Here is a 26,999-nt window from a genome sequence, read left to right as displayed (position 1 = left end):
TCGCCGCCCACTCATGCTGACCGTCCACCACCTGAACAACTCCCGTTCGCAGCGCGTGCTGTGGCTGCTTGAAGAACTCGACGTGCCATACGAGATCAAGCGTTACCAGCGCGACCCGAAGACGATGCTCGCGCCGCCTGAACTGCGCGCCGTTCATCCCCTCGGCAAGTCGCCCGTTGTCACCGACGATGGTCAGACCCTCGCCGAATCCGCCGCGATCCTCGAGTATCTGCTCGAGCGTTATGGTCAGGGCCGCTTCGAACCGGCTGCCGGCACGCCCGAGCGCCAGCAGTTCCGATACTGGATGCACTATGCGGAAGGCTCGGCAATGCCGCCGCTGTTGCTCAAGCTGGTGGCGCTGCGCATCGGCAGCGCGCCGATGCCGTTCTTCGCGAAGCCGATTGCGAAGAAAATTTCATCGACATTGCAATCCACCTTCATCGATCCGCAGATGGCGCTGCATATGGGCTTTATCGAAGATTCGCTGCGCAAAACCGGCTGGTTCGCCGGCAACGAATTCACAGCCGCGGATATCCAGATGAGCTTCCCGCTCGAAGCCGCCACGGCACGCGGCAACCGCGATGCGAAATATCCGTCTGTCGCCCGCTTTCTCGACACGATCCATGCCCGGCCCGCGTATCAGCGCGCACTCGAACGCGGCGGCAAGTACGATTTATTGAGCTGATCCGTGTCGATTCCGACCGCCTTCGCTCGTCGTCTAGAGAAGAGCGGTGCGCGCAAGGCTTTTGGTTGCGGTCTGGCGCGAACGCTGACTAGACTGAACGCGCATCGACAGCCATGGAGGACGCGCACGCATGACGCATAACATCGAAGGCAATAAACGCTGGCTCGCACTGATCGTGCTCTGCATGGGCGTGCTGATGATCGTGCTCGACACGACGATCGTCAACGTCGCCCTGCCGTCAATCGCGGCCGATCTGGGCTTCTCCGAAACCGCGCTCGTTTGGGTCGTCAATGCGTACATGCTGACCTTTGGCGGCTTTCTGCTGCTAGGAGGCAGGCTCGGCGATCTGTACGGACACCGCAAGCTGTTCCTCGCTGGCATTACGCTGTTCACGCTGGCGTCGCTCGCGTGCGGACTCGCGAATTCGCAGGTCATGCTGGTTTGCGCGCGCGCCATTCAAGGTCTGGGCGGCGCGGTCGTGTCTGCCGTCTCGCTGTCGCTGATCATGAATCTGTTCACCGAAGAGGGCGAGCGGGCCAAGGCGATGGGCGTCTACGGCTTTGTGTGCGCGGGCGGCGGCAGCATCGGTGTGCTGCTCGGCGGATTGCTGACCAATCTGCTGAGCTGGCACTGGATCTTCCTCGTCAATCTGCCCATCGGCATCGCCGTGTATGGGGCGTGTATCGCGCTGATGCCCGCGGGCCGCGGGCACGCGCACGGGGAACGGCTCGACGTGGCGGGCGCGACAACGGTGACTGCGTCACTGATGCTGGCTGTCTACGCAATCGTCAACGGCAACGAGGCGGGCTGGCTATCCGCGCAAACCGTCGGCCTGATCGTCGTCGCGCTGGCGCTGCTCGGCGCGTTTCTCATCATCGAGGCACGCGTCGTGCATCCGTTGATGCCGCTCAAGCTCTTTACGCTGCGCAACGTCGCGACGGCCAATGTAGTCGGCGTGCTGTGGGCGGCGGCGATGTTCGCGTGGTTCTTCATCTCCGCGCTGTATCTTCAGCGCGTGCTCGGCTACACGCCGTTGCAAGTCGGCCTCGCGTTCCTGCCCGCGAACCTCATCATGGGCTTCTTCTCGCTCGGCCTGTCGGCGCGCATGGTGATGCGCTTCGGCATCCGGCGGCCGCTCGCCGTTGGCCTGTTTCTCGCGGCGCTCGGCTTGCTGCTGTTTGCGCGCGCGCCCGTCGACGGACACTTCGTCGTCGATGTGCTGCCCGGCATGGTGTTGCTCGGCATCGGCGCGGGCGTCGCCTTCAATCCGATGCTGCTGGCCGCAATGAGCGACGTCGATCCTGCGGATTCCGGGCTCGCGTCGGGCATCGTCAACACGTCGTTCATGATGGGCGGCGCATTGGGGCTCGCTGTGCTGGCAAGTCTCGCGGCCGCGCAATCGGCGAGCAGCGGCGCGCAGCAGGCCGACACGCCCGCCGCGCTCGCGAGTGGCTATCACGTTGCGTTTCTCGTCGGCGCGATTTTCGCGGCCATGGCCGCGACGATTGGCGGCGCGTTGCTGCGGCCCGGCTTACCCTCCGCCGCACAAGGGCAGCGCGACGACGACACGTTGAAGCAGCAAATGGAGCAATCGCCATGAGCAAGGCCACGGATGTTCCCGATCTGGTTCGCCGCGCCTTCGCGGCGTATCAGCACAAGGACCGCGCGGCGATCGAAGCGATCCTCGCCGCCGATTTTCATTTCACCAGTCCGCGCGACGACCATATCGACCGCCGCGAATACTTCGAGCGCTGCTGGCCGTTCAACGGACAGGTCGAGTTCTTTCAGATCGAGAAGCTGTTCAGCGAAGGCGACGAAGCATTCGTGCGTTACGCGTGCAAGCCGGTGAATCGCGGGGCGTTTCGCAATACCGAGTTCTTCCGGGTCGAGAACGGGAAGATCGTCGAAGTACAGGTTTATTTCGGCTCGCCTGCGAAAGATGTATCGGCGGATTGACGGGCGCCGCATCCGCAACACCGCAAGCACGATCAAATGAGCCATCCGTCCAGCCGATATGCTGGGTTCATGCCGAAACGAGAGTCCGTATGAACCCGATCGGAAACCCTGCGGGAAAGGCGTTGTGGTTTATCGAAAGCCACTTCCACGAGGAACTGTCGCTCGACGATATCGCCAGCTGCGGTTGCGTCTCGCGCTTTCATCTGTCGCGCGCGTTCGAAGCGGCAACCGGCCACGCGGTGATGCGCTACGTGCGCGCGCGCCGCCTGACGGAAGCGGCGCGGCAGCTGGCCCGCGGCGCGCCGGATATCCTCGCCGTCGCAGTCGATGCGGGTTACGGCTCTCACGAGGCATTCACGCGCGCGTTTCGCGAGCAGTTCGGACTCACGCCCGAAGCGTTGCGCGCGCAAGGTCATCTCGACAACCTCGCACTCGTGGAGCCGATCAAAATGGATGAATCACTTCTTGCCCATCTGGAGCCGCCGCGTTTCGTGGACGGCAAACCGTTGCTCGTCGCGGGATCGAGCGAGCGCTACCACTGTGAGAGCAGTTCGGGCATTCCCGCGCAATGGCAGCGCTTCAACGCGATCTTTGGCAAGGTGCCCGGACAGGTCGGCCGCGTCGCGTACGGCGTCTGCTACAACGCGGACGATTCCGGCAACTTCGACTACCTGTGCGGCGCCGAAGTGGCGGACTTCTCGGGCTTGCCCGACGAACTCAGCCGCGTGCGCATCGGTGCACAGCGCTATGCGGTGTTCACGCACAGCGAGCACATTTCGACGATACGCCGCACGTGGAACACGATCTGGAACAAATGGCTGCCGGAATCCGGGCACGCACCCGCCGATGCGCCGAACTTCGAGCGCTACAGCGAGCAGTTCAATCCCGTGACGGGCATGGGCGGCGTCGAAATCTGGCTGCCGCTGAAGCACTGAAGCGCGAATCAGCGCGTACCGCTGACGGGCGCGGCTTCGACTTCAAAGGTGTCGCCCGTTTCGAAGAAGGTGCCGCCCGCGACGTAATGGCAGGTGCGCATGTCGTGGTCGTCGCCGAAGTGCCAGCGGTTGTCCGAATAGACGCGGGTGTCCGCGTAGCACGCGACCACTTCGGCGAGGATCAGATCGTGCCGCTGGGCGTCGTCGGGAATCACCTTGCATTCGAACCACGCCACGCAGCCTTCCAGCATCGGCACATCGATCTTTTCGGCGGGAAACGTCGCGAGCTGGAGCGCCGCGAACTTGTCGATTTCGACGCCGGCGTTCGAGCCGACCGCCAGCGTATGGCGCGCGAAGCCGCGCGTGGGCAGTTGCAGGCCGAACACGCCGCTCGCTTCGACCAGTTGCCGCGTCAATGTCTTCGCATCGATCACCACGACCACTTTGGGCGGCGTGAAATCCAGCGGCATCGCCCACGAAGCCGCCATCACGTTCGAGCGACCGGCGTGCGCGCTCGTGATCAGGGTGACGGGGCCATGGTTCAGAAGACGCGTCGCGCGCGTCAGATGGACGGGTTGCCGGAATGATTGCATGAGAGGCCTTCGCGATATGGATCGCTGCATTCTAGCGAAGCCGGGCAAAACACGAAGGTTGCGCGCCGCAGCCGCAAAGGGCCGCGCAAACCGCCAGGAAACCGGATAAAAAACGGCGGCGCCAATGCGCCGCCCGCAGATCCACCTGGATGCAAATTCAATGTGTAGTGGGTGGCTTGCCGTGCGTGACGTCGAGCGGCTTGTGCGCTTCGCCATTCGCGCCGGGGAAGAAGGCGTTCCATGCGGCGCGCACGCCCTCGGCTGCCGTCGCTTCCGCGTCGATGGTTTCCGGTTCGTCCACGCGGGCGGGATCTTCGCTCAGTCCTCGCCAGGCGGTGAACACGAGAAGCGGCTTTTCGGTCCATCCGCCTTCGATGAATTTAGCGAATGCCGTGTCGCCGCTCACCAGCTGGACCTCGTACCACCCGTCTCGCACAGGCGCATAGTCGTCCAGCGGGAACCATGCGGTCGCTTCGATTTCCATAGTGCCGTCTCCAGTCGTGGAAGTGACTCATAGGGAGGCATTGTTTATGCCTTACGGGTGACGCGCCCGCTCGCGGCGCCGGGTACTGGCGCGGTCCGGGACTTGCAGGGCGAAAGACCCCGGAAAAAATCACGCACTTTTGACACGACGCACCACCAGATTTACACATCTGGCATGTCGCCGTAAAGCCCGCAATATAATCGGATTTTTCGAACGTAAGGTCCAGAACGTTCGAACCCGAAGTTCACGCTTTCGCGTTCAGCTTGAACGCGCCGCGATCGAAGGCTTCGCAGTATGCCTTCCAGTCGCTGACCACCTGCGCTTCGCACTGCGTCGCGAGGTCGATCAGCGACAGTTGCCATTTGCTGTCTTCGCCGAACGCGATCAGGTCGTCGGCGATTGCGGAAGTCTGCCTGCCGCTGCTGCGGAAGTGCGCCCACGCGACCAGTTCGGCCATGTTGCGCACGACCGACTCCAGCCGTGGCAGCTTGCCGTTCCAGTTATCGAGCGCGACGCGATCCTCCGATGGCTGCAGGCCGCGCAGCACGAACGGCCGCCGCTCGAACTCGACGGCATGCAAAAAGGCCTGCGACACCACCTGATTGCGCCGCTGAATCTCGACGACCCGCTCGGACTCGCTGCCCCATTTCGGCTGTGGCGTGTGAACGTTCGGCGCGGTGGCCGACGGCAACGCCAGCTTCATGTCGAGCAGGTAATTGCCGTCGGGCGAGCCCTTGCCTTCGACGAGAATCACATAGCGTTCGACGCCCAGACTGCCCGTACCCGCAATGCGGCGCGCTACGTCGATGATCTCGTAGAACTGCGGATTCGGCTCGCGCTTCGCGAAATCGTTCATGAACGCGACGACCCTGGCGCGTGCTTCGCCCGTGACAGACAGCGCCTTTTTGCCGTCGACGCGCAGCGTGCGCTTTTTCCCTTTCAGCTCGGTGCGCCGGTTCAGGTGATCGGCGCGCGAGCGCTGGTGCAAAGCCGCAAACAGTTCGCCGACCATGCCCTCGGCCGTCTCCTCTTCGATCCAGCGCGCCTTGCCGAAACGCAGCGCGGCGGCGTAAGCGTCGGTAGCGGTATGGCAGAGTGCGAGCGCCTCGGCGCGGCTCAGCTTCAGGTCGTCGGCCGCCACCAGCACGCTCGACAGCAAGCGGATCATTTCGTACAGGCACGGCGCAAGACACGCCTCGTCAAAATCATTGATGTCGAAATAGATGAGCCGGTTGTCACCCTTGTAGCTGCCGAAATTCTCCAGATGCATGTCGCCGCAGATCCACGCGCGCGGCGACCCGTCCAGCACCGTGCCTTTGGACAGACGCTTGTAGAACAGATGACAGGTTCCGCGCAGAAACACGAATGGCGACGTGCGCATGCGTGCGTATTTCATCGCGAGGCGGTCGGGGTCACGGCCCGCATTGAACCGGGCGATTTCATCGGCAACGTCGAGCATGCGGACCTCTCACGAATGGGGAATGATCAGGATCATTCTGTACCGACAGCCTTTCACTTCCAACGTTCGCAATCCGCGCGCCTTCTATGGCCGGTAGCGACACACCGCGATGCTGGCTCCATCGAATCGCGCTCACCTGGTTCTTACGGGCGCGCGGCCTTTGCCGTATCGTGCCCGCTTGGCATACTTCAGCGGTACACGCGACGGGAGAATGACGTGGTGCAACGAGTCAACGAATACGGCCAGGCTATCGGCGAGCCCATGCCACAGTGGCAGCCCGCCAAGGCGCCCGGCGATCAGCCGATGACAGGCCACTACTGCCGGCTGGAACGGGTCGACGTCGAACGCCACGCGGATGACCTGTACGAGGCCTACAGCGCCGCGCCCGACGGCCGCGACTGGACCTATCTTCCGGTAGGCCCGTTCGACACGCGCGAAGCGTACCGCGACTTCCTCACGTCCTGCGCGGCTTCCCCCGACCCGCTGCATCACACCGTCATCGATCTCGCGACAGGCAAAGCCATCGGCACGCTTTCGCTGATGCGCATCGACAAGGCAAACGGCGTAATCGAAGTCGGCTTCGTCGTGTTTTCGCAGCGTCTGCAAAAGACGCGCATGGCAACGGAATCCCTCTTCCTGTTGATGCAGCGCATATTCGACGAACTCGGCTACCGGCGGTTCGAATGGAAATGCGATTCGCTGAATGCGCCTTCGCGCGCCGCGGCGGCCCGCTTCGGCTTCACGTACGAAGGCATCTTCCGTCAGGCCGTGACCTATAAAGGCCGAAACCGCGATACGGCGTGGTTCTCGATCATAGACAGCGAATGGCCGGCGTTGCGCGCCGGTTTCGCGCAATGGCTCGACGAAGCGAACTTCGACGCGCAAGGCACGCAGCGCCGCACATTGCAGGCGTGCATTGCCGCACAACGCCCGTAACACGGGACACCGTTACATCATCAGGAATGCTTTCAAACTGCGGCGAATCGCGTCCAGTTCAGGCTGCGCGATCCGCTCTTCCCTGAATTCGCCGCGCCGCGCCACCCAGTCGAGCGTCGTGATCTGGTCGATCAGCGCAACGCACGGCTTTGGCAATGCGGAGACGGGAATTTCCGTCGCAAAGCCGCGTATCTTCGACGTGCACGGCACCGCGACGATGCGCTGTGCCGGACCGTTGTGCTCGTAGTGCGACAACACGACCACGGGCCGAGGATAACTACCGCCCTGCTCGTGCCCAACCACGGGTTCGAGCCTGATCCACCACACATCGCCGATTTCGGGAACGCCGTTCTTCATGTTGCTCCTTACCAGTCGTCCTGGCCTGTCGGATCGGCAAGTTCGGAGCCCACCGCCACGCCAGGATTGATGGTCGGATGCACGTCGCCGGGCCGCGCCGCGAGTTGCTCGCGATACTCGTCCCAATTGAACGTCCTGATGGCAGGCGTTGCGACGAGCGCCCCATCCGCCACCACCATGTCGACTTCCTGATCTTCGCGCAGGTGCAGTTCGTCCGCCAGGCTTGCGGGAATGCGCACCGCAAGACTGTTGCCCCACCGTTTGATTGTCTGAATAGCCATAGCCCCACCTTCGCCCGAGAAATCCAGATACACGATTGCCTCCTTTGTAACCCCCACGAGGGAGCAGAAGCGCCGCGCGTATCTACAATGTAGATACTGTGATGCTACGCGGCGCGAGTTGATGTGTCAACGCTGTATCTACGTGCGATTGGGTGGTTCAGATGACCGATGCATTCGCGTAGCTAATTTCGCATCGGCGGCGGCCTCGAACAATTCGGCCGGAAGATATAGGAAGCCTAGGAAAGGCCCGAAAAACTCTTAGACAGCGCGGCAAAACACCCCAGTCGCATGTCCTTTGTACGTCGCCTGCCGCGTCTCGACGTAGCCGCATTTCGCCGCCACCCGCCGCGACGCCACGTTGTCCGGCGCGATGATGCACACGGTCTCACGCTGCGGCCATTTCGCATCGGCCCATGTCAGCGCGCCGCGCACGGCCTCCGTCGCATAGCCGAGACCATGCATCGACGGCATCAACACCCAGCCGATCTCGGGTGCGCCGAGCGGCGGCTCGATCTCGCGCTGGTAGTCCGCAAAGCCGATTTCGCCGACGAACCGGCCGCTGTTTTTCTCGCGGATTACCCAGTAGCCGTAGCCGAGCAACGCCCAGTGCCCGGCATAGCGCAACAGCCGCGTCCACACTTCTTCCCGGCTGAACGGCTTCCCGCCGATAAAGCGCGTAACGGTCTCATCGGACCACAGCGCATAACTCTCGTCGAAGTCCTCGCGAACATGAGGACGCAAGATCAGACGATCGGTTTCAAACTCGAGGACAGAAGGATTCATCGCGCATATCCGGCAGGAGCCGGCAAGGAGGAAAGCGCCGATGATCGCAGATACGCGCGCCGCAGCAAAAGCCAATCACACGGCGCGCCACGCCCGACAGACATCAAGGCCCGTTGAAAGCCGCTTCGAGCGCCTTCACGTCGAGCTTCACCATTTGCATCATGGCCTGCATCGCGCGCTGGACCTTGGTCTGATCCTTGTCCGTCAGGATCTTCATCATCTGGGTCGGCACGATTTGCCAGGACACGCCGTAGCGGTCCGTCAGCCAGCCGCATTGCACCGGCGAGCCGCCGCCTTCGAGCAGCTTGTCCCACAACCTGTCGACTTCCTCTTGCGATTCGCACTTCACGAACATCGAAATCGCCGGAGAAAACGTGTACTGCGGGCCGCCATTCAACGCGAGGAATTCGCGGCCTTCCAGATGGAAAGTGATCGTCAGCACCTCTCCGGCCTTGCCAGGCATCGCGTCGCCGTAATGCGTGATGTCGCCGATGCTCGAATTTCCGAAAATGCCCGTGTAAAACCGGACGGCTTCCTCCGCATTGCCGTCGAACCACAGGCACGTCGCAATCTTGTCCATCACATCTCCTTGGATGGTCGTATCGGGCGCGGCAGCGTGCGGCGAAATGCGCGACGCACCCCGCACATGGAATCACGCGCCCACGGCAACGTTATTGACGGCCTTGCGCCATCTGCTCCATCGCCGATTGCATTTCGGCGGGCGTGACGTCGCGCTGGTGCGTCGCGACAGACCAGCGGTGGCCGAACGGATCTTCGACCTGGCCGTAACGGTCGCCCCAGAACATGTCGGTGGCGGGCATGATGACCTTCGCGCCCGCTGACGCGGCCTGTGCGATGGTGGCGTCCGCGTCCTTGACGTACAGATGCAGCACGACGGGCGTGCCCTTCAGCGCCTTCGGCCCGAACGACGCCCCGTTGCCGCAATCGGGCATTTCATCGACCAGCATCAGCGTCGAATCGCCGATTTTCAGCTGCGCATGCATCACCTTGCCGCCGGGACCGGGCAGGCGCACCTGCTCGACTGCATTGAACGCTTTCTTGTAGAACTCGATTGCTTCGGCCGCGCCCGCGACGATGATGTGCGGTGTCAACGTGTGCATCCCTTCGGGGATGGGCTTGACGGCTGGCGTGGACATGTCGTGTCTCCTGAGTGAAGAGAAGAGTTTCATGAGTGACGAAGTTTCGCCCGATCAGCGAGTCTTCATCACTACGACGAGTAAGCCATCTTCAGATCGACACACGCAACCGATTATTTTTTCGAACCGGATCGAGCGGCGGTCAAACGGGCCGCCAATGCCCCGGCACCCATGCCCAGTGATTGCCTTCCCAGCGATAGTGACCCTTCACCCACCTATATCCCGGCGCAGGCGCCGCAGGAATCACCTCGGCGACCGGCGCGGGCTCCGCCGGCCTCACGGGCTCGACGTAGCAGGCGGACAGCGTCGATGCGCAAAGCGCGGCCGCCAGCAGCCCGCGCAGTTTCGTTGATTTCAAGTTCAAGACGTTCATTGTCGAGTTATCTCCCTGTTGATCGAATACTGACTGGCCTGATTGTTAAATCAGGCTCGCGCGGCCTACACGCGAATCAGGCCCGTCATCGGCTGCGTGCTGCCCGCTTGCGCGAACAGCGTGCGCGAAGTCCGGTGCGGATCGAGCCCGAGGCTGTCGCTTGCGACGCCCGAAATCAGCGCATCGAGCGAGGCCGTCGGTTTCAGGTCGCGCGCCTCGTACAGATCGCTTTGCCGCAAGCCGGGCCACTCGGCGACGACGCGCCCGCCCGCCACCGCGCCGCCGATCACCATTGCGACGGAAGCCGTACCGTGATCCGTGCCGCCCGTCCCGTTCGCCGCAGCCGTGCGGCCGAACTCGGTGGCGACCAGCACCGTCGTCTTGCTCCACGCCGGTCCGAGTCCGTCGCGCAATGCAGCGAGCATCGTGTCGAGCGCCTTGAGCTGTGCGGCGAGGCGCGGCATCTGCGCGCTGTGCGTGTCCCAGCCGCCCGTTTCGATCATTGCGATACGCGGCCCGTCTTCGCGCGACAGAAACCCGGCCGCCAGCTTGCCGAGACTCGCCGGGTCCTGGCGCGCGCCCGCATCGCCAGCGAGACCGCGCGCCGCCATCGCCGATTCCCACAGCGGACGCAACTGCGCATCCTGCTCGTAGAGCTGCGAGACGCGCGTGAGCAGATCGTCGGGCGCCTGCGGCAGCCCGGAAGGCGCATACGACGTGACGTTCGCCGCACCGCGCAACGCCATCGGCACGGTCGGCGCGAACGCAATCGCGTTCTCGCGCGTCGTCGACCTGGCGCCCGGCATCATGCCGACGAGCCGATTGAGCCAGCCGTCCTTCACCTGATACGCGGCCGTTCCGCCCGTCTCCAGCACGTTCTGTCCGTCGAAATGCGAGCGGTCCCGATACGGCGATGCGACGGCATGCACGAACAGCGCCTCGCGCCGCCCGTACATCTGCCCGATCTGCGCAAGCGACGGATGCAGCGCGAACGTGCCGTCGAGCTTCGTCGAAGCCGACGTGTCGACGGCCAGCGCGCCTCGCAGCGACGCATAGGCAGGGTCCGCGTACGGCACGACGATGTTCAGCCCATCGGCGGCGCCGCGCTGGATCACGAACACGAAGCGGCGGTCGGTCGCGACGCGCGCGAACGCGATCTGCGGTGCGACGAGCATCGCGCCCGCGCCTGCGGCGGCGATGCGCACGAAACGGCGGCGAGTGAGCATGGTCATCTCCGTTGGAAATCGGGCGAGACGAGCAGCAGCGCGAGTGCCGTCGAGGCGCTTTCCGCGCGCGACACGGCAAGCTGCGTCGGCTCGCTGAGCGAACCCGCCGTCAGCGTCTGGCCGAGCGCGCGTGCATCGAGCCGGTCGCCGACGCGTGCCGCGAAACGCTGCGCGATCTCGACACGCCGCACGAGCGCATCGGGCGCGGCCCAGCTCGCGACAATGTCGTCGTAGCCGGCCGGCGAGCCCGGACGCCAGACCTGCTGGCCAAGTTGCGTCAGCACGGGCGCCATCTGCACGAGGCGCTCGCCGTCGTTCAGGTTGTGCATGCCGAGGCCGCGCATCGACGAAATGGTCCATTCCCACGGCGACTTGAACTTGACGGCAACGGGCGACCACGCAGCGTCACTGTCGATCAGCGCGCGATAAACCGTGGGCAGATCGCCGCGGCTGCGCATGAACGCCGTTGCCAGCTGGTCGACCACGTCGGGCGGCGGATTGTCCGCGACGAAGTGGCGCGCGAGCCTGGTCGCGATATGCGTGGCGGTGGCGGGCGCGCTCGACAGATCGTGCAGCACCGCGAGCGTTTGCCCTTCGCCCGGCTGATCGTAGCGGCGGCCCATGATGGTCCGCGTGCCCGGCTCGTGCAGTTGCGGGCGGAACATGAACGCGCCCGGCGGCGCGGTGTTGGCAGTGCCTGGGTTGTTCGGCTGCGGACCTTGCGCGTCCGCGATACTCCAGCCCGTCATGGCGCGCGCGAACTCGGTGACGTCGTCCTGCGTGTAGCCACTGCGCACGCCGAGCGTGTGCAGTTCCATGATTTCGCGTGCGAGGTTTTCGTTGAGTCCGGGCTTGCGGTTCGGATTGCGCTGCGCGGCACGCATCGCGGCGACACTATCGGGTCCCACCGAGCGCGTCTGGTCGAGAAAAAGCTGCATCGCGGGATGACGCTCGACGGCCACCAGCATGTCTTCGAAGCGCCCGAGCACGTGCGGGCGGATCGCCTCCGCTTCGAACGCGCCGGCAAACGGCGCGACGCGGCCTTTGTCGATGGACACCGCAAAGTGATTCGACCAGAAGTGCACGAGCCTTTCGACGAACGGCGCGGGCGTCGTCAGCGCGCTCACGACGCGCGCGTTCACGGCTGCGCGGTACGTGTCGCGCGTTTCCATGCGCTGCGCGTTGTTCGCGGCCTGACGGGCGGCTTTGCGCGCGTCCGCCGCGTTGCTGGCGAGGTTCGGCGCGCTGGCGGCATTCGCGCCGCTCGCTGTGGCGTTGGTTGCGTTGGTTGCGTTGGTTGCGTTGGTTGCGTTGGTTGCCGGATTCGCCACCGCCTGCCGACGTTCGTCGGCCAGCTCGGCGGCGATCGCCAGCGATGTCGGTTGCGCGGCCCATGCTGCAGGCATCGGCTGATAGGCGTCGAACTGCGCGAGCAACCAGTTCTTCGCGTTGGCCGGTGGCGCTTCGTCGGCGCGCGCGCCAAGGCCGAAACGGTTCAGCGCGATCGCCGCCGCGCTCAACGGCGGCGCCGTGGTGGCAGGTGAATTGGCCATGCTCGCTCCCGTCTCGCCTGTCGTGCGTGGTTGGATGTGCATTAAACGCAGCGGGTCACGCTTTTCCGTCGCTGCTTTTTTCAGTCGCGGCCGATCAGTCGCTCGCGGGCCGATTGCCCGGCTTCTGCAAGCGCTGCTGCGCCTGCGCGAGCCGCCATTGCCCACGTTCGCGCAAGCCTTCCGCGAACTTCACGCGCTCATCAGGCGACAAGGTCGCGGCGAAATCGACGACGCTTTGCTCGACCCGCGAGCGCAGCGCGATATCGGCTTCACGGGTGCGGTTGAGCGCCACGTAGAGTGCCGCGCGGTCCAGTTGCGGCGCGGCTAGCAACCGCAGCACCTCGCGCCGGTCCTCCCGCCCGTCACGCGCATACTCGCGCGCTTCACGGCGCGCGTCCTTCAATGCATCGACGAACTGCTGCTGGCGCTCCGCCGACAGCCCTTCGGCCGCGAAACGCAACGCGCGCGACTGAGGTTGAGCGGCAGCCGTCGCGCCTCCATGCGCGACGAACCACTGATACGCGCCGCCCGCGACGCCGCCAATCAGAAACACATTGAGCACCAGTGAGCCGACCAACAGAAATTTCCAGGCGCGTCCGCTCATTCGTCACTCCAGTCCGCGGCCGTGCCGCCAAATCCAGTTGTCAGATAGGAAGACTCCGGTCCCGGCGACGGGTTGCCCGTCACGAGAAAAAACGACACCGCGAAGGCACCGGCCAATCCGCCGATCAAACCGACGCCCGCGAACGCCGCGCCCGACCACCACCAGCCCACGCGCCCCGAGCCGCCGACCGGCCAGGCGAGCGACAAGCGGCGCGCTCGTCGCGGCTGTCGAGGCTGTCGGTTAGCGGGCGCCGAAGCCACCACGCGCTCGATGAGCGCGGCGTCCGGCGCCAGATCGGTTGCGGCGGCATCGCTCGCCAGCCACGCGTCGAGTTGCGCGGCCTGCGCGAGCAGCGCATCCGCCTCGCTGCGATGCTGCGCGGCCCACGCGCTCGCGGCTGCGCGCTCCGCTTCGGGCCAATGGCGCGCATCGGCGCCATACGCATCGACGATTGCGCGAAATCTCTGTGGAGTCATCGGCTGGTCCTCGTTCCGGCAAGATCGTCGCCCGCCAGTTGCGCGCGCAGATTGCGGCGCGCGCGGGACAGCAGGCTTTCGAGCGCGTCGACGGTAATGCCCATCAGCGCGGCCGCCTCGATGTTCGACAGATCCTGGTAGTAGTTGAGCACGAGCGCCTCGCGCTGGCGCGGCGGCAACGCGGCGAGCGCCGCGCGCACCCGCGCTTCGCGCGACTGCGCTTCGAGTTGCGCATCGGGTGTGGCGGCGGGATCGGCGTGGTCGGGCAGTTCGTCGGCGGGTTGTTCGCGATGTGCGCGCAAACGGTCGTAGCAAAGATTCAGCACGACGCGATGCAGCCACGTATCGAAACGCGCCTCGCCCTCGCGCCAGCGCGGTGCCTGCTTCCAGATGCGCATGAACGCTTCCTGCGCGACGTCTTCCGCTTCCATACGGTCTCCCAGCATCCGCGTGGCGAGCGCCAGCAGACGCGGCAACTTGCGCGCGACGAGCGTGCGGATGGCGGACGGCTCCTGCCTGCCGACGCCCGCCACCAGTTCCGCATCCGGATCGCGTTCGCTCAACGCGCGCGGCTCCGGGTGTGCCGCCTGTTCCACGCATGCCACGCGTAGTGCGCGGCATCTGTCGCGACGAGATGTTCTGTCGTCACTGCTGTCGCTCCCTGTTGTTCTGATCGAGTGACTTCACTGGAACGCGCCGAACTGCGCGGTGAGTTCCGTCAACCCCTGTTCAAGGCTGTTCAATATACGACGACGGCCGGCCGGTAGTAGTAAGGATGCGCCGGCACCACCACGCAACCCGCGAGCGTCACGGCAAGCAACGCCAGTAGCAACAGCTTCTTCATCTTTCAGTCTCCCGTCGCCGCCCTCAACTCGCCCAGTGTGCGGGCACCCAGCGCCAGTTCGGGCCATGCGCGACCCAATGTCCGGGCACCCAGCGGTAGCCCGGACGCATGGTCTGCCAATGCCCCGCCACCCATACATAGCGGCCGCCTGCCCAGCGCCAGTGGCCGGGGTCCCACGCATAGCCGGCGCGCGGCGGCGGCACGATTTCGACGCGCGCGGCGGGCGGCGCCATCGGCGCGACGATCACCGCCTGCGCGAACGCCGCTGAGGCGCTCAGCGCGGCCACGCCTGCCGCAAGCATGCGGACCAGTTTTTGCATGTTCATTTTTTCTCCCTTGGAGCAGTTGCCGGTTCGGTTTTGGAGTTAAACGCGCAAGCGGCGAAAATCCGTCGCAGGAATTTTTGCGGCTGCGCGGCCCGGCGGGTGCGATGGCGCACGCGCCGGGGAATCGGTATCGTCAAGGCTGGACTTCACACGACAGGAGCGCCCAGTGACAAACAACAACTGGTTCTCGAAGTTCTCGACGGGTCTGTCCACGATGGCCGGCAAGCCGGCGACGTTCGTGATTGCCGTGGCGCTCGTCGTCGTGTGGGGCATCAGCGGGCCGATGTTCCATTTCAGCGACACCTGGCAACTGGTGATCAATACGTCGACGACGATCGTCACCTTTCTGATGGTCTTTTTGATCCAGAACACGCAAAACCGCGATACGGCCGCGATGCAGATCAAGCTCGACGAACTGATCCGCGCGCTGGACGGCGCACACAACGCGCTGCTCGATCTCGAGGAACTGAACGAAAAGGATCTCGGGCGCTTTCGCAAGCGCTACGAACAGCTCGCCGAAGAAGCGCGCAGCGCGCTGCGCTCGGGCGGCACCGACACCGACTCGCCGTTCATCGACCAGAGCGAACGCGACGACAACCAGGACCGCAAGCCTCGCAAGGACGCGCACTGAGCGATGACACAAGCGACTCCGCCCGCCCTCCATGACGCGGACAAAGGCCATTCGCTCGCGCGGCGCTATCCGCGCGGGCTGCGCATCGACCCGCATTCGCATACGTGGGCACAGGTGCTGTATGCCGTATCGGGTGTGATGTGGGTCGAAGCCGCGCACGAGGCGCTCGTCGTCCCGCCGCAGCGAGCCGTGTGGCTGCCCGCCGGCACCGAGCACTCGATCCACATGATGAGCGACGTCGAGATGCGCAATCTGTACTTCCATGAGCGCAGCATCGGCCATCTGAGCGCACGTAGCGACGTGTTCGAGATCAACGGCCTGTTGCGCGAACTGATTGCGTCGATTGCCGAACATGAAGAAGCGCAGACGCGCGACGAAGACTATCTGGGCACGGCGTACCGGCTCGCCATGCTCGAACTCGAACAGGCGCCGCGCTCGTCGCTGCGCATTCCGCTGCCCGATGCGTCGGACCGGCGGCTCGACGCACTGTGCCGCGCGGTGATCGACAATCCGTCGAATGCGATCAGCTTCGAGCAGCATGCGGCTTCCGTGGGCGCGAGCGTGCGCACGCTGGCTCGGCTCTTCTCGCGGGCGCTGGGGATCGGTTTCGCGGAATGGCGCAGGCAGGTGCAACTGGCCGTCGCCGTGTCCGGACTGGCCGAGGGGCGCGCGGTCAGCACCATTGCGCGCGAACTCGGCTACCTGCCGAGCAGTTTCAGCGACATGTTCCGCCGCGAGCTGGGCGCGTCGCCGACCGACTTCGATCCTCACGCGACGCTGGCCGCGCCCGCTGCGTTAAAGTCCTGAAGCTGTCGGGCGTCGCGACACGCTCAAAGCGCGCTTGCTGCGCTTGAGCGAGAATCGTGGGCGTCGGCGGCGCGGACGGACCTACGGATGGACCGGCTGACGTCGCCATGGCCAAACCTTTAACGTGAGGAAACGTGAAATGAGCAAGGGATACTGGGTCACTCTTTACCGCAAGACGAACGATCCAGCGGCGCTGGCCGCATACGCACAATTGGCGGCGCCGGCCGTCACGGCCGCGGGCGGCAAGTTTCTCGTGCGGGGTCTGGCCGAGGAAGTGCGTGAACATGGCCTGAAGGACCGCACCGTCGTGATCGAATTCCCGACCTACGAGCAGGCCGTCGCGGCCTACGACACCGAAGACTACAAGAAGGCGCTGGCCGCGCTCGGCAATGGCGTCGAGCGCGATCTGCGCATCGTGCGCGGCGCGGAGTGATTGTCCGCACGCGCAACGCCCCGAGATTCGCTCAGTAGCGGATCACCATCGGCAGAAGCGCGCCGTCGCGCGGTTCATCATCGGGCAGCACGACGGCGCTGCCGGCCGCGATGCGGCGCGCGCTCCATAGCACCGCGAAGGCATCGAGCACGTCGTCCTTCTGCGCGTGCCGGGCAACACGTTCGTCGAGCGCGGTCTGCAACGTGGCGCCAAAGACATACGCGAGCAAGGCTTTTCTTTTCGCATGTCCCGCTTCTGACGTTTTACCCTCCTTGAGGCCGGCCGCCTCGCCGCCTTGGTCGATCTGAAGCTGCATGAAGGCAAGCTCCGGATGCACCTCGAACACACGCGAAGCATCGCGCTTGCTGGCGCGCAACGACGCATCGACTTCAGCGATCTTGCCGAGAATGTTGAAGGCCTGTTGCGAGATTCCCTTGCCCGTTGCTTCGCGGTTCCGATCGCATGCCATTCGATACTCCCTGATACCAAGCGTCTGGCGCACGGGTGTCTGAAACACCGACGCGCTGCGCGGCCACTTCAGACGCTGCCTCGCTTCGGCATCGCACGCGCGATAGCCCGTCGATGCCAGGCCGATGGGCATATCGACGGCCACGATGGCGGGCGCAGGCGCCCACGCAAGCAGCCCGGCAAACGACGCGCAAATGCGCGTCTCGATCGCACCCGTCCGGGCGTGCTGCCTGACGGCATACCAGCCGCCCTTGCAGCCGTCCACGCCCACCAGGTCTGTTGTCTCGTCACGCATCACGCGTTTCCCCGAACCGATTGATCATTGTCATGCCACATAGAGGTCGAAAATTGATGTCCTTACCTGGCGGGGCTTACAGCGGCCTCAAGCACAAACGCGTCCAGATGCGAGTCGTGAAAATCCGCCTTCTTCAAAATTTCCTCGGCCGTTTCTTGTTCACGGTGTCGTGAATTCCTTGCTCCATCGACCTGAAATGACGCGATGGCCCTCAGTCGCGAACGCGCACCGAGACAAACGCCAAATCTGTCCCTTTTTACCATTTGCAACCTTCGACATGTCGAAGGCCCAATTTCCGAAAGGTACCTTACATCGTGTAGTTCGAGTTGGAGCGAAGTCTTACAGCATTCCTGCTGCAGGAATCTGCGCAAAATATCGAAGCGGCTGGGCGAAGAACCCTTTAGGCGGCGGTGCGTTGCGTTGCAAACAAGCACGTTAAAATGGCTCGCGGTCATCCGCCCCTATTTATCCAATCCCTTTGGCGTATGTATGTGAGGAGCTCGACAAGACAAATAGACGCAGGGAAAAACCTTGCCAGTGCGCTTCGTCGCGTCCACGCATGCATGGCTTCTCGAGACACCGTCTCGCACATAACGCGAGAGATGGCACTTTTGAGACGCGTCCCAAGGTCGCGTCACTTGGTCTCGGTCCCGATCTCAGCTGCGCTTTTCGGCTAAGCCGGGCGCAATATCTGCCTTCATTCAGACCGCGAGGTATCTGTGTTATACGAATCAAAATATTGGAAAGATCCACTGTTACGAGCCGCGAGATGGATGAAGCGTGCCCGGTTCGACGATGATCATGCCGAGCGTCAACTGGTTCGGCTAGAACGAGAGCTGTTCGTTGGTTTCTATAGCATCAGAAAGCTACTCGATACATTCAAGGTCTCCCCTGCAACCCGTCGGATGAAACTCGTGCTGAATTGGTCGCCGTCCAATGGACAGGTGGTTGACTATATGAATGCTCATCGCTTAGATAATCTTTACGAGCTCAGGAAAACGACAAGCGAGCAACGCGACTTGCTCTTCTTGTGCAACCAGTTTGTACACAGCTACGTGTTTATGCCTGTGATTGATGAGAAACATTCGTTCACCGGTGTCTATGTCAACTCTGATCGAACGCGGCACGACAGAATTTATTACGTCGAGGAGCGACAGATTATCGATATCTTCAAGATTGTCGGCAATGACTATCCTTCAACGCAACACATGCGTAGAAACAAATCCGGACAGTGGGAAGAGTACGATCCTGCCACCTCCGATGATGTCCCGGCCGACTAGCTCGCTAGCCATTCCAGACTAATCCGATTCTTTCATTCAAATTCTAGGCGCCGAGACGAGCATGCCGGTCACTCAGTTGGTAGTGGAGTTGATCGCAACACTCTCGGTGGACTGCGCTTGGCGCTGATTGAGGCACAGCAAGCTCACACATAACGTCACAACACGGCGAACGCTGTGTAGCGAACCAGCCTACCCTCGACGCTGAACGCTATGGACTCGCCTTCAACAGCCATCAGCAATAGGCGAACGAGCCGAGACGTTTCCCAATCGAGCTCCCGGCATTTGTATCGAACTCGCTTGCTAACCAACCCAGATACCCGGTGACAATGCGTTTCTGTTTATGCATCTATTTTTTTAAGAACTAAGTGTTAGCCATGCGCTAAACCGGTGTCAAGCAGGATGTGCGCGAGTTGATCCGCGAACAACAAAGCAATCCACCACATGATATTGATCCCGCTCTTTCGCGTAGCGATGGTTGCGCGTGCAAGTAGTTTATTTGAAGCGTGAAGGTCGTGCATTTGAGCTGCCAACAGACGCACCGCCATGCCATTCACCGAAAGTTTCTCTCCGATGGTGACGCGTACCTAGTCAGACCGAAGCTGCCGATCTCCGATGTAGGCCTGTCGAAAGGCGGCGGTAGTCCATGTCGCAATGACGACGTAGCCCGCCCTAGCTACTCCGGCACCGCCTTGTATCCGATACCGCTGCAAACGATTTGTCAGAAATCGACGGTATGCGTTTCGTTCCTTAGTTCGCACGGGTGAGTTCCCCACGGCATCTTTACCGTCTGGTCGCAGTTACAACTTCCCTGAACTCCACCTCAAGCTTTCGTACTGTCTCGTGTATTCGTTCTAGCGCGGAATTGCGCTTCAACTCACGGCGACGAACGACGCCGTCTGAGAAAAATCGGCTTTTGATGCCCTCTTCTCGACCCGGTTCGCCTGCAACGATGGAATGCCAATTCAACGCCGGGAACAGATTTAGCCTTCCTGTCTTTGTTTCATAGGCGTAAGACTTCAACGGATAGGCATCAATTACCTCGATGAAATCCTTGTCAGTCGTAAGAAAGGATGGAAAGAAATATCGCGGCTTTGTTTTTCCCTGATATAGCGTGGTCATAGTATGCCTTGCCTGGTCTTCAATGTTGCGAATATGAAGAAAATCCCAAGCCATATTTTTCGCCGCTCGGAGCACCTTTGGAAGATTGCTTTCCGACGATCTTTGCAGCCTCCCGAAGAATTTCAGATTTTGTCCGGCCCTGAAATACTTTTCGGCGATTACTGTCTCCCTCGCAAATATTGTTTGCATCTCATGGTCCATGAACTCCATGAATTCCTCTAGCTTTGAACTCAGCAGGCGTCTCGGGTCGCCAATCTGAATGATCGCCATCTTCAACAGGGTGGCATACACGCATGCATGTCGACAGTTGAGCGATCCCATTAACTCAGAATCCGATGCATCGTGCAGCATTCTTGCGACATGCTCGTCGACATTTCGCTTGAACGTCCTGTCGTCCAATGTTGAGCGAATTACCTTTGTGCTCCGAAAGTGTGGTTCGTCAATCGTTCGAAGCATCTCGTAGCCGTTAAGTCGTCTCCGGATCTTGGGAACATTCTTCTCACTGAGAATGTTCGGCAGGTTCTCGGTCATGTATGGCACCGGGTCTACATTCACACAGTCTTTGGCCAGAAAAGAGAATATTTCGTCGAAGTCTCTTGGGATCTTCGATTTGTTGCCCTCGAGGTATGGCGTGAGATAACTCAGGGCTTGTGTGTCCAACGATATCGAGTAATCGATTGGGATGATCGCAGTGTCCCCATCTTTCATCGACTCCATCGTCTCGCCATCCAATACAAAGACGTGATCCGTCGCAAATAGCCCCCGCACAACAGCTCCGTCCGAAAAGGTTCGGCTTACTGCGAGCCCCGGCGTCGCACCGTGTGTCGATGCGAATACAAATTTCCAATCAGGTACGAGACCGGCATAGTTGTCGTGGGCTCTCAGTGCAGAAACTAAGGAATCCGCGTCTGCAATAGAAACAACTGCTAGCTTCTCCGCTTTCGGAAATGTTGGATTTCTCTTTGCTAGCGCAATCATTGCAGGGTTCATCTTGAGCATCAGCGAAACGGCGCTGACGTAGTCTTCAAGTTGCGAGTGCTTCATGGCGCGGTATGTCAGAGGTGTTGTCGGGTGATGTGCAATCGCTCTCGTCGTACGTCATGACAATTGTCAATATCTAACCGTCGTTACTGCGTAACGGATGTTCTTGGTGCATTCGCCCCTTCTCTATCGTTGAAGCTCGTCGCAGCGCCCCCAGATTACGTCGCGCGACCAAACAATGAGGAACGATGGCTACATATTGTATTACTGCTGCGAAGCACGAAAACCGGAACAACCACGTCGCATCATCATTTGAGGTGTTCGTGGCGGGCGACTCTCCCGGAGACATGGTTTCGGCACGGGGGATGTCTGCCAAAGATATCGTTGAATTGCTGGAAAACGGGCACACGGTGATAACTGGCAAGATTGAGAATGGCGAGATTTATTTCGGCGCACCGGTTGAGATCGAGCTGCGCATCGCGAAGAACGAAACGCTATACCCCATTAGCGAAATGCCCACATTCTGACACCGCTTCAAGCCGTCGGCTCTCGCCGACGGCATCGGGCACTGAATTTCTGTTTGCGTTCTCTCGCCACGAACTGCTGGGTCAGAGCTTTCACGCAATGCCGGATGCTGCTCCGGCATGCAAAGTGACGCCTCGACGCAAGTCGTCAGTAACGAGGTGTAGCCAAGGCCATACTTGACCATCGGCCACCGCCTGTCCCAGGAAAGACTCCGTCATCCTATTTTCATTCTCCGACACAGCACTTCTGATGGTGCCGGCAGCCTCTTTCAAGAAGACCTTACGAGCGGATGATAGCTCTTCAGCCTCCGAGATCGCCGCGTCACCCCAGATCCAGAAACGTCGATCCACGCACAACAGAAATAATCGGAAAGCCGCAAACGCCCGGTCATCGTTAGTCTCCGTTACGAATGCCAAAAGCCAGTGTTTTGCCCAACGATCAGTCGTAGCGTAGCGCGACGCCAGCTGTGAGACTTCGCCCAGCCACGTATCGGGCGGATGGTCAGGTAAGGTAAGCCCCAGAAAACCCGCCAACACCTCAGCCCTAGCGCGATAAAACTGGATTGAACCTGCTCGATCAAGCGCAATCTGTTGCTCGATCCATCGGCGTGCATCACCGCTCCGGGCAAGTATCGCCAGTTCCAGCAAGTCGGCGTCTCGGTTTGCTGTGCCCAGCCTATGTTCCCAGAGGGCAACCACGGGATCAGAAGCAGGGGCATCGAAGAGCGCGGTGTCCGCCCATGTCAACGCCGCGTCCGTCATCTCGTGACGAACGTTACCTCCTGCCGAGACGATGCGATGATATAGATCAACGCCAAGCGTCGGCTCTGCAGCAAGGAGGTACTCGCAGAGGCCGACTAACAGACCGTACGACTGCAGAATGAACGCATCGACACCGGGGTTGTCCTCGCTGATCACTTCAAGAAGGCGATACCCAAGCGACGAGTTGGATCCAAACACACGGTTAATGACTTCCCTGCTTTCCCGCCGATCAACCCAGTACCCCCCAGTTCTTCGAACAGCATCGACTGCCTCCGTTCGCCTACGCGCACGTGCCTGCCATCGTGCGCCCGTTTCTTCAGCAGTGGCGGTTTCATCATCGTTGTTCGTGGCAAAAAGGCCACCCCAGATCGCAGACGCGCTGACGAAGCGACGGGTTGTATCGCGTTCAATCTCCATGATTGTGCTGGCATCAAAGTCCGAATCTGCCGACGAGGACTGTACAACGATTCTCAATGGAGGGAGCACCGGTATCACGCCCCTCTCCATGCGCGCAACTGAAGTTGAAAGCCAGTCGTGCAGCCAACGTTGAACAACATCGATAAACCCATTATCCTCACCCCGCGTTTGCAACGCGCTCAGTATCAATGTCGGATCAATTCGATCGATTATCTCGACCGCATCCAGCTCATTGGATTCAAGCACGAGCCGCGAGCCCCAGTACGATTCCTTCGGTGCATGGTCCGGTCCATGTCGCCATCCGCTTTGCAACCACGTGCGTATGCGTTCGGGTTGACCACTACGGTGCAACGCTTCAAGCGCCATGCCACGGATATGGCTTACATGATGTGCCAGCGCGCATTCGAAGATGCGTGAACCTACAAACTCGTCTGACTGACTCATAAACCAGACGGTTCGCATGAGCGAAAGCTCATCTTCAGGCACCGGAAAGGCGTTGCAAAACTCGAAATCTACACTTTTGAAATGGTCTTCAAACATAAGCGCGTCAAATGAGCCCGACGAGCGAGCTAGAAGATGCGTCAACTGTTCGCGAGCGTCCCAGCCATCGAGTAATGCGGCAAACAACATAAGCTCAGTCTGAAGCAGGTCCTGACCGGCAAAATGTTCAGGCAGGGAGGCACAGATTTCTACGAGAACACGGCGGCACTCGGTGTCAAGGATCATCGCATAGTCCGTGACGTGCGTCGCCAGAGCCCATAATGCGTCCCCGGACCGGGTGGCTGCACCGCTGAATATTTCACGAAACATCGACGCCAGCCTCTCGGGCGCCCACGCGTAAAACCCAACGGCAATGTCGTCAAGCCTGGATTCGACGAGCGCTCTAGACCGATGCTGCCAAAGCCCACCCTCGCCCGCGAATATTGAAAGGTCGATGCGATCGAGCAAACCGGGCGCTGCGGGAAAACCTGGCTCGAGCAGAAAGCGCTTGGCCGACCGGAGAAGTCTGTCCGCATCAACATCCGTCCGCGTGAGACATACATTGCAATCGGCCCGCGTCCACGTGAACAGTCCCCCACAGGGGTCTTCGCGGTGCCGCTCATAAAGGCGCGAAGCACCACTCCGAGGGTTCACCGCCGGAGGGAACCTCTTCGCGAATTCTGCGCTTGTCTCGGAACCCTCCGCCCGCAAAAGACGGTGCACCGCGAAGAGTGCGTTTGGTTGCTGCGATTGAGATGCAAGATTCTGGACCGCGTCAAACAGCCGCTGTCGCAAATCATCCCCGTCGGGAGACGTGCGCATCACCCATCTCACAAGATCCATCCGCGAAATCTGCGGCTGGACGATCTCCGCCAGTGCCGCGACGACAAGTGCGTCAACAAACTGTGCACGCGGTCCTGCAGAAATACAGGCAAGCGCCATGCGGCCCAGTCGGATCAGTGACTCGTCACGACAAACACGGAGAGTGCTTTGCCCAATTGTCACCGTATCACCGTCCACGACCTGCCCCAACTCCGCAACGATACCTTCGCGGCCACGTCGTATCGCCTCCTCTGTCCCTGGAACTGTATCTGTGCCCTGATCCTCATAGGAGGCAACCATCCCGAGCCACTTCTCGGCATACCTCACAGCCAGCGCCGACACGGACGGGTTGTAGCGCCAATTAATGATTGCTTCAACGATTAGCTGCTGCCCCCAGGTTTGGTCAATGCCCGAACTCCACAAGACTTCTGCTAAAGCGAAGAACGTCGATGGTCTGCTGGGAAGATAGGCGATGAAGCTCGCGCCGTCCGGGTCATAGCGATTCTGGAAATCTAACCAGACCGCCAGCAGCGCAACCCGCACTTCATCGTGACAATCGTCGCGCGTCAACGCGTCGAGAGCGGCGTGCTCAACGATGACCGAGCTTTCGTCGATCTGCCCTGTCATCTCGAGATGGCGAAGTATCGTTTCTCGTATGTCACTCCCGGCCTCGTATGCGTCCATCGCGTAGTCGGCAAGCAAAAGACCCAACCCGAGAAGTAGTCGCTCCGGAACGACCCGAATTCTTCCCTGACGCGCATCCTCCAATACTCCGCCAGTCTCCAGTTCGACATAAAGCTCGAATCCGTTGCCAGGGCGAAGACTATCGATTTCATCCTGAATGGTGGATCGCGTGAGGCCTGAATGCCCATCTGTCCGGCTATTCAACGAGCGCGAGGCAAGTGTCTTCAGCAGATTGTTGAAATCGTCCGGCGGAATCGGAAAACCATCGCGCCGCCTGTAGCGGTCACGCCAGTCCTCATACAGTAAGCGCGCAACAGTAAGATCACCGGTGTGCTGCAACCGCTCTCGATGTCTAACCGCCAGGCTGAAGTACCGAGGCTTGCGAACGAGCGGGAATAGCGCCGCAGGTAACGCCGCACGTGATAACCCCACCTTGTGCAGGGCGAGTTCAAGCTCTACGTCATCGTAACGCTCGACAACGAGTACCTCATGATTACGTGAGAAAACGCTCGCGAACGTGCTTTTCCAATATGAGCTGCGACAAGTGAGCAACAGTCTTACCCGCGCACGCCACGATGCCCGGTCAAATTCAGAAAACAGTCTGCGCCAATGCGTGTGAGGGTATTTCTCGTTTATTCCGTCCAGAATCATCAGAATACGCGGAAATCCCCCTCCGTCTGATGACATCCACCGCTGAAGTCGCATGCGCCACTGCTCAATGGTCACGACCGGCCATTGTGTGTGCAGTGCACTTGCCAGGAGTTGGTCCGGAGTAGTTTGTGCGACAGAAAATGCGGGGAAAAACAATACGAGCGGGGCGATATCCGACTGCAGGAGTGACGCCACGGACCGCGCGGCGACCCAGGATTTCCCGTCTCCCTCATCCCCGAGAACAACCAACGCATCACTTTTCGCCGATGATGACTGCTCGTACCAGGAGGATACCTTCCGGGTATATCGCTCACGGGGAATCGCGGCGGGCACCACTGCCAAGTCTTGCGAAAAAGCAGCGACACTTTCCCCGGGGTCAGCGAATCGGCTTAAGAGAACGGATGCGTTGCTCGCTCGGAGCTGCTCGTACCCATACCACGGAGACGAAAACGTTTTTGCCAGCGCCGCGAGTTGCAATTCAAAATGAGCGTCGTTGCGAATCGCCTCAAGGGCATTTTCAACAGAGGCGTCCTTTTCGCGACCACCGAAGCGCAGAATCTCTTCAGGGTATTTTGCGCATAAAGCGGAAAAACTCCCCACTTCATCGTCGAAGCACTCCAGAAATGCCACGCAGATACCCTTGCTGACTCCTGCCGAAATCAGGTCCTGCTGGAGGATATCTGGGATCGACCGGCTGGCCACCAGAATCCACAGTTCGAGATGAGGCAGCGAATGGGAAGCTTGATCCAGCTCTCCAATCAATTCTCGTGAATTCAAAGTTGTGTGAGCGTACCGCTTACACTCAACGGCTACCTGAGTTCCGTATACCGTCCTGCCGAGCGCATCACGACCGTCCTGCCGTCCGCTCGCGGCAATTGCGAATGATAGCCCTACGAGTCGGGACAGCAAGTTGACAACCAACCCCTCAAAGCCCGCCTTCCCGGTGGGTGGCAACTCGCGCAAAAACGAATTTAGCCTCGAAAGGGATGCTACTAAAAGCGGCCTGTTGGTCATATCGGTGCGCGTCGTCATGGAGGCCTGCGCGTCCCATCATCTATATCAAGGCTGACTCCGCGCGGCCAATCAAATTGTGGCGACTATTTTACGTCACAACGCACGGCCATCCTGTATCCACAGCCGAACCATTTACGCCAATGGCGCCCAGCTTGACCTGCGCGTTTCCCTCATCCTGTCACTGACGTGAACACAGCCCGGAAAGCACAGACAGTTCTGTGTTACTACCAGACAACAGCGCAGCGCCGCTAATTGCGATGAACGAATTTTTCATACACTGAGGCGTCCAATGACTCTCAACCTTCTCTTTTCACTTGCGAACAACGTGAGCGCGCTACCGTGCCCACTTAGCTCCATCGCTGCAATCGCTCTACATCATCTGGTTTTCCGACGATCTCAACGACTATTTGAGCCACTGCCATTTTTCGCGAACGGTGAGACGATGGATCCCGCCTTTCGATTGTGACGGAAGCCTGATTTCAAAGATCCCATTCGACGGGATATGTGATCAATCGACGCATCGCCCCAAACGTCCCGGCGATGCTCTTTCGTAGAAGTATCCGACAAAGCGTCACCGGCGCCGGCGAGGCGTCTTCTCGGCCG

At 61.0% G+C, this 26,999-nt stretch carries 29 protein-coding genes; 10 read left to right on the top strand and 19 right to left on the bottom strand.

The genetic code is table 11. From position 1 onward, the window contains the following. Positions 1-13: 13 nt before the first annotated feature. From C2L66_RS17000 to C2L66_RS16985, 4 genes are all read left to right on the top strand, one after another. Positions 14-685 (top strand): glutathione S-transferase, encoded by a 672-nt coding sequence (locus tag C2L66_RS17000; protein ID WP_060604396.1) that lies wholly within the window; start codon positions 14-16, stop codon positions 683-685. 130 nt (positions 686-815) lie between these two features. Beyond that, positions 816-2,285 (top strand): DHA2 family efflux MFS transporter permease subunit, encoded by a 1,470-nt coding sequence (locus C2L66_RS16995; protein ID WP_060604398.1) that lies wholly within the window; start codon positions 816-818, stop codon positions 2,283-2,285. Then, positions 2,282-2,641, top strand: a complete 360-nt coding sequence (locus tag C2L66_RS16990) for a nuclear transport factor 2 family protein (RefSeq protein ID WP_054933100.1) — start codon at positions 2,282-2,284, stop codon at positions 2,639-2,641. Before C2L66_RS16995 ends, C2L66_RS16990 begins: the two co-directional genes overlap by 4 nt. Before the next feature lie 89 nt (positions 2,642-2,730). Further along, complete coding sequence (locus C2L66_RS16985) at positions 2,731-3,576, top strand: AraC family transcriptional regulator (protein ID WP_060604401.1); 846 nt, start codon at positions 2,731-2,733, stop codon at positions 3,574-3,576. An 8-nt stretch (positions 3,577-3,584) separates the two neighbouring features. Here the strand turns inward: C2L66_RS16985 and C2L66_RS16980 are convergent, their stop codons facing one another. The 3 genes from C2L66_RS16980 to C2L66_RS16970 form a co-directional block, all read right to left on the bottom strand. Then, complete coding sequence (locus C2L66_RS16980) at positions 3,585-4,169, bottom strand: flavin reductase family protein (RefSeq protein ID WP_060604404.1); 585 nt, start codon at positions 4,167-4,169, stop codon at positions 3,585-3,587. 157 nt (positions 4,170-4,326) lie between these two features. Continuing rightward, positions 4,327-4,653 (bottom strand): hypothetical protein, encoded by a 327-nt coding sequence (locus C2L66_RS16975; protein ID WP_035999537.1) that lies wholly within the window; start codon positions 4,651-4,653, stop codon positions 4,327-4,329. A gap of 244 nt (positions 4,654-4,897) precedes the next feature. Next, positions 4,898-6,112, bottom strand: coding sequence for a DUF2252 domain-containing protein (locus C2L66_RS16970; protein ID WP_054933103.1), 1,215 nt, complete (start codon positions 6,110-6,112; stop codon positions 4,898-4,900). 216 nt (positions 6,113-6,328) lie between these two features. Between C2L66_RS16970 and C2L66_RS16965 the strand changes: the two genes are divergently transcribed. Then, on the top strand, positions 6,329-7,048 hold the full coding sequence (locus C2L66_RS16965) for a GNAT family N-acetyltransferase (protein WP_082670408.1): 720 nt from the start codon (positions 6,329-6,331) through the stop codon (positions 7,046-7,048). Positions 7,049-7,060: 12 nt separating this feature from the next. On the opposite strand, the gene C2L66_RS16960 is transcribed toward C2L66_RS16965, so the two are convergent. The 13 genes from C2L66_RS16960 to C2L66_RS16905 form a co-directional block, all read right to left on the bottom strand. Continuing rightward, positions 7,061-7,405: a type II toxin-antitoxin system PemK/MazF family toxin gene (locus tag C2L66_RS16960; protein WP_054933104.1), complete on the bottom strand. Its 345-nt coding sequence runs from the start codon at positions 7,403-7,405 to the stop codon at positions 7,061-7,063. An 8-nt stretch (positions 7,406-7,413) separates the two neighbouring features. Beyond that, the gene (locus C2L66_RS16955; RefSeq protein ID WP_035999527.1) at positions 7,414-7,686 is read right to left on the bottom strand and encodes an AbrB/MazE/SpoVT family DNA-binding domain-containing protein; all 273 of its coding nucleotides are present in this window, start codon (positions 7,684-7,686) and stop codon (positions 7,414-7,416) included. A gap of 258 nt (positions 7,687-7,944) precedes the next feature. Continuing rightward, positions 7,945-8,469 carry a GNAT family N-acetyltransferase gene (locus tag C2L66_RS16950; RefSeq protein ID WP_054933105.1) on the bottom strand — a complete coding sequence of 175 codons (525 nt, stop codon included), beginning with the start codon at positions 8,467-8,469 and terminating at the stop codon, positions 7,945-7,947. A 103-nt stretch (positions 8,470-8,572) separates the two neighbouring features. Beyond that, positions 8,573-9,049, bottom strand: coding sequence for a VOC family protein (locus C2L66_RS16945; protein ID WP_054933135.1), 477 nt, complete (start codon positions 9,047-9,049; stop codon positions 8,573-8,575). Positions 9,050-9,140: 91 nt separating this feature from the next. Then, a complete protein-coding gene (locus C2L66_RS16940; RefSeq protein WP_054933106.1) occupies positions 9,141-9,626 on the bottom strand; it encodes a VOC family protein in 486 nt (161 codons plus the stop codon). 142 nt (positions 9,627-9,768) lie between these two features. Further along, positions 9,769-9,999, bottom strand: coding sequence for a YXWGXW repeat-containing protein (locus C2L66_RS16935; protein ID WP_082433968.1), 231 nt, complete (start codon positions 9,997-9,999; stop codon positions 9,769-9,771). Positions 10,000-10,064: 65 nt separating this feature from the next. Next, the gene (locus C2L66_RS16930) at positions 10,065-11,225 is read right to left on the bottom strand and encodes a DUF1501 domain-containing protein (protein WP_060604408.1); all 1,161 of its coding nucleotides are present in this window, start codon (positions 11,223-11,225) and stop codon (positions 10,065-10,067) included. 2 nt (positions 11,226-11,227) lie between these two features. Then, positions 11,228-12,778 carry a DUF1800 domain-containing protein gene (locus C2L66_RS16925; protein ID WP_060604412.1) on the bottom strand — a complete coding sequence of 517 codons (1,551 nt, stop codon included), beginning with the start codon at positions 12,776-12,778 and terminating at the stop codon, positions 11,228-11,230. Positions 12,779-12,872: 94 nt separating this feature from the next. Continuing rightward, complete coding sequence (locus tag C2L66_RS16920; RefSeq protein WP_060604416.1) at positions 12,873-13,382, bottom strand: periplasmic heavy metal sensor; 510 nt, start codon at positions 13,380-13,382, stop codon at positions 12,873-12,875. Then, positions 13,379-13,858, bottom strand: a complete 480-nt coding sequence (locus tag C2L66_RS16915; protein ID WP_060604419.1) for a hypothetical protein — start codon at positions 13,856-13,858, stop codon at positions 13,379-13,381. The genes C2L66_RS16920 and C2L66_RS16915 overlap by 4 nt, the downstream gene beginning before the upstream one ends. Further along, positions 13,855-14,421 (bottom strand): RNA polymerase sigma factor, encoded by a 567-nt coding sequence (locus tag C2L66_RS16910; RefSeq protein WP_060606994.1) that lies wholly within the window; start codon positions 14,419-14,421, stop codon positions 13,855-13,857. Before C2L66_RS16910 ends, C2L66_RS16915 begins: the two co-directional genes overlap by 4 nt. 176 nt (positions 14,422-14,597) lie before the next feature. Continuing rightward, positions 14,598-14,702 (bottom strand): lipoprotein, encoded by a 105-nt coding sequence (locus C2L66_RS41665; RefSeq protein ID WP_233444989.1) that lies wholly within the window; start codon positions 14,700-14,702, stop codon positions 14,598-14,600. Between the two features lie 23 nt (positions 14,703-14,725). After that, positions 14,726-15,028, bottom strand: coding sequence for a YXWGXW repeat-containing protein (locus C2L66_RS16905; protein WP_054933111.1), 303 nt, complete (start codon positions 15,026-15,028; stop codon positions 14,726-14,728). A 214-nt stretch (positions 15,029-15,242) separates the two neighbouring features. On the opposite strand from C2L66_RS16905, the gene C2L66_RS16900 reads away from it, so the two are divergent. The 3 genes from C2L66_RS16900 (at position 15,243) to C2L66_RS16890 (ending at position 16,899) form a co-directional block, all read left to right on the top strand. Beyond that, on the top strand, positions 15,243-15,659 hold the full coding sequence (locus C2L66_RS16900) for a low affinity iron permease family protein (RefSeq protein ID WP_405083884.1): 417 nt from the start codon (positions 15,243-15,245) through the stop codon (positions 15,657-15,659). 3 nt (positions 15,660-15,662) lie between these two features. Next, positions 15,663-16,466, top strand: coding sequence for an AraC family transcriptional regulator (locus C2L66_RS16895; RefSeq protein ID WP_054933113.1), 804 nt, complete (start codon positions 15,663-15,665; stop codon positions 16,464-16,466). 139 nt (positions 16,467-16,605) lie between these two features. Further along, on the top strand, positions 16,606-16,899 hold the full coding sequence (locus tag C2L66_RS16890) for a DUF1330 domain-containing protein (protein WP_054933114.1): 294 nt from the start codon (positions 16,606-16,608) through the stop codon (positions 16,897-16,899). 31 nt (positions 16,900-16,930) lie between these two features. Here the strand turns inward: C2L66_RS16890 and C2L66_RS16885 are convergent, their stop codons facing one another. Then, positions 16,931-17,662, bottom strand: coding sequence for a DUF429 domain-containing protein (locus C2L66_RS16885; RefSeq protein WP_060604430.1), 732 nt, complete (start codon positions 17,660-17,662; stop codon positions 16,931-16,933). 773 nt (positions 17,663-18,435) lie between these two features. Here C2L66_RS16885 and C2L66_RS16880 point away from each other — a divergent pair. Then, positions 18,436-18,942 (top strand): hypothetical protein, encoded by a 507-nt coding sequence (locus C2L66_RS16880; RefSeq protein WP_060604433.1) that lies wholly within the window; start codon positions 18,436-18,438, stop codon positions 18,940-18,942. A 780-nt stretch (positions 18,943-19,722) separates the two neighbouring features. Here the strand turns inward: C2L66_RS16880 and C2L66_RS16875 are convergent. Then, positions 19,723-21,105 carry a hypothetical protein gene (locus C2L66_RS16875; protein WP_060604436.1) on the bottom strand — a complete coding sequence of 461 codons (1,383 nt, stop codon included), beginning with the start codon at positions 21,103-21,105 and terminating at the stop codon, positions 19,723-19,725. Between the two features lie 185 nt (positions 21,106-21,290). On the opposite strand from C2L66_RS16875, the gene C2L66_RS16870 reads away from it, so the two are divergent. Continuing rightward, positions 21,291-21,569 carry a hypothetical protein gene (locus tag C2L66_RS16870; protein ID WP_060604439.1) on the top strand — a complete coding sequence of 93 codons (279 nt, stop codon included), beginning with the start codon at positions 21,291-21,293 and terminating at the stop codon, positions 21,567-21,569. 90 nt (positions 21,570-21,659) lie between these two features. Here the strand turns inward: C2L66_RS16870 and C2L66_RS16865 are convergent, their stop codons facing one another. After that, a complete protein-coding gene (locus C2L66_RS16865) occupies positions 21,660-26,414 on the bottom strand; it encodes a hypothetical protein (protein ID WP_148654596.1) in 4,755 nt (1,584 codons plus the stop codon). Positions 26,415-26,999: the final 585 nt, after the last annotated feature.

The organism is Paraburkholderia caribensis, assembly GCF_002902945.1.
Taxonomy (GTDB): Bacteria; Pseudomonadota; Gammaproteobacteria; order Burkholderiales; family Burkholderiaceae; genus Paraburkholderia; species Paraburkholderia caribensis.
The sequence above is the reverse complement of the archived record's forward strand: the minus strand, read 5'-3'. Positions and strand labels throughout refer to the sequence as shown.

Excerpts from the sequence above, each read along its gene's own strand:
- C2L66_RS16870 (WP_060604439.1), top strand. The coding sequence starts at position 21,291 with ATGGCTACATATTGTATTACTGCTGCGAAGCACGAAAACCGGAACAAC.
- C2L66_RS16865 (WP_148654596.1), bottom strand. The coding sequence starts at position 26,414 with ATGACGACGCGCACCGATATGACCAACAGGCCGCTTTTAGTAGCATCC.
- C2L66_RS16995 (WP_060604398.1), top strand. The coding sequence starts at position 816 with ATGACGCATAACATCGAAGGCAATAAACGCTGGCTCGCACTGATCGTG.
- C2L66_RS16905 (WP_054933111.1), bottom strand. The coding sequence starts at position 15,028 with ATGAACATGCAAAAACTGGTCCGCATGCTTGCGGCAGGCGTGGCCGCG.
- C2L66_RS16970 (WP_054933103.1), bottom strand. The coding sequence starts at position 6,112 with ATGCTCGACGTTGCCGATGAAATCGCCCGGTTCAATGCGGGCCGTGAC.
- C2L66_RS16890 (WP_054933114.1), top strand. The coding sequence starts at position 16,606 with ATGAGCAAGGGATACTGGGTCACTCTTTACCGCAAGACGAACGATCCA.
- C2L66_RS16885 (WP_060604430.1), bottom strand. The coding sequence starts at position 17,662 with ATGCGTGACGAGACAACAGACCTGGTGGGCGTGGACGGCTGCAAGGGC.
- C2L66_RS16990 (WP_054933100.1), top strand. The coding sequence starts at position 2,282 with ATGAGCAAGGCCACGGATGTTCCCGATCTGGTTCGCCGCGCCTTCGCG.
- C2L66_RS16900 (WP_405083884.1), top strand. The coding sequence starts at position 15,243 with ATGGCCGGCAAGCCGGCGACGTTCGTGATTGCCGTGGCGCTCGTCGTC.
- C2L66_RS16980 (WP_060604404.1), bottom strand. The coding sequence starts at position 4,169 with ATGCAATCATTCCGGCAACCCGTCCATCTGACGCGCGCGACGCGTCTT.
- C2L66_RS16960 (WP_054933104.1), bottom strand. The coding sequence starts at position 7,405 with ATGAAGAACGGCGTTCCCGAAATCGGCGATGTGTGGTGGATCAGGCTC.
- C2L66_RS16880 (WP_060604433.1), top strand. The coding sequence starts at position 18,436 with ATGAAGCGTGCCCGGTTCGACGATGATCATGCCGAGCGTCAACTGGTT.
- C2L66_RS41665 (WP_233444989.1), bottom strand. The coding sequence starts at position 14,702 with ATGAAGAAGCTGTTGCTACTGGCGTTGCTTGCCGTGACGCTCGCGGGT.
- C2L66_RS16940 (WP_054933106.1), bottom strand. The coding sequence starts at position 9,626 with ATGTCCACGCCAGCCGTCAAGCCCATCCCCGAAGGGATGCACACGTTG.
- C2L66_RS16925 (WP_060604412.1), bottom strand. The coding sequence starts at position 12,778 with ATGGCCAATTCACCTGCCACCACGGCGCCGCCGTTGAGCGCGGCGGCG.
- C2L66_RS16895 (WP_054933113.1), top strand. The coding sequence starts at position 15,663 with ATGACACAAGCGACTCCGCCCGCCCTCCATGACGCGGACAAAGGCCAT.
- C2L66_RS16975 (WP_035999537.1), bottom strand. The coding sequence starts at position 4,653 with ATGGAAATCGAAGCGACCGCATGGTTCCCGCTGGACGACTATGCGCCT.
- C2L66_RS16945 (WP_054933135.1), bottom strand. The coding sequence starts at position 9,049 with ATGGACAAGATTGCGACGTGCCTGTGGTTCGACGGCAATGCGGAGGAA.
- C2L66_RS16955 (WP_035999527.1), bottom strand. The coding sequence starts at position 7,686 with ATGGCTATTCAGACAATCAAACGGTGGGGCAACAGTCTTGCGGTGCGC.
- C2L66_RS16935 (WP_082433968.1), bottom strand. The coding sequence starts at position 9,999 with ATGAACGTCTTGAACTTGAAATCAACGAAACTGCGCGGGCTGCTGGCG.
- C2L66_RS16950 (WP_054933105.1), bottom strand. The coding sequence starts at position 8,469 with ATGAATCCTTCTGTCCTCGAGTTTGAAACCGATCGTCTGATCTTGCGT.
- C2L66_RS16875 (WP_060604436.1), bottom strand. The coding sequence starts at position 21,105 with ATGAAGCACTCGCAACTTGAAGACTACGTCAGCGCCGTTTCGCTGATG.
- C2L66_RS16985 (WP_060604401.1), top strand. The coding sequence starts at position 2,731 with ATGAACCCGATCGGAAACCCTGCGGGAAAGGCGTTGTGGTTTATCGAA.
- C2L66_RS17000 (WP_060604396.1), top strand. The coding sequence starts at position 14 with ATGCTGACCGTCCACCACCTGAACAACTCCCGTTCGCAGCGCGTGCTG.
- C2L66_RS16920 (WP_060604416.1), bottom strand. The coding sequence starts at position 13,382 with ATGAGCGGACGCGCCTGGAAATTTCTGTTGGTCGGCTCACTGGTGCTC.
- C2L66_RS16915 (WP_060604419.1), bottom strand. The coding sequence starts at position 13,858 with ATGACTCCACAGAGATTTCGCGCAATCGTCGATGCGTATGGCGCCGAT.
- C2L66_RS16930 (WP_060604408.1), bottom strand. The coding sequence starts at position 11,225 with ATGCTCACTCGCCGCCGTTTCGTGCGCATCGCCGCCGCAGGCGCGGGC.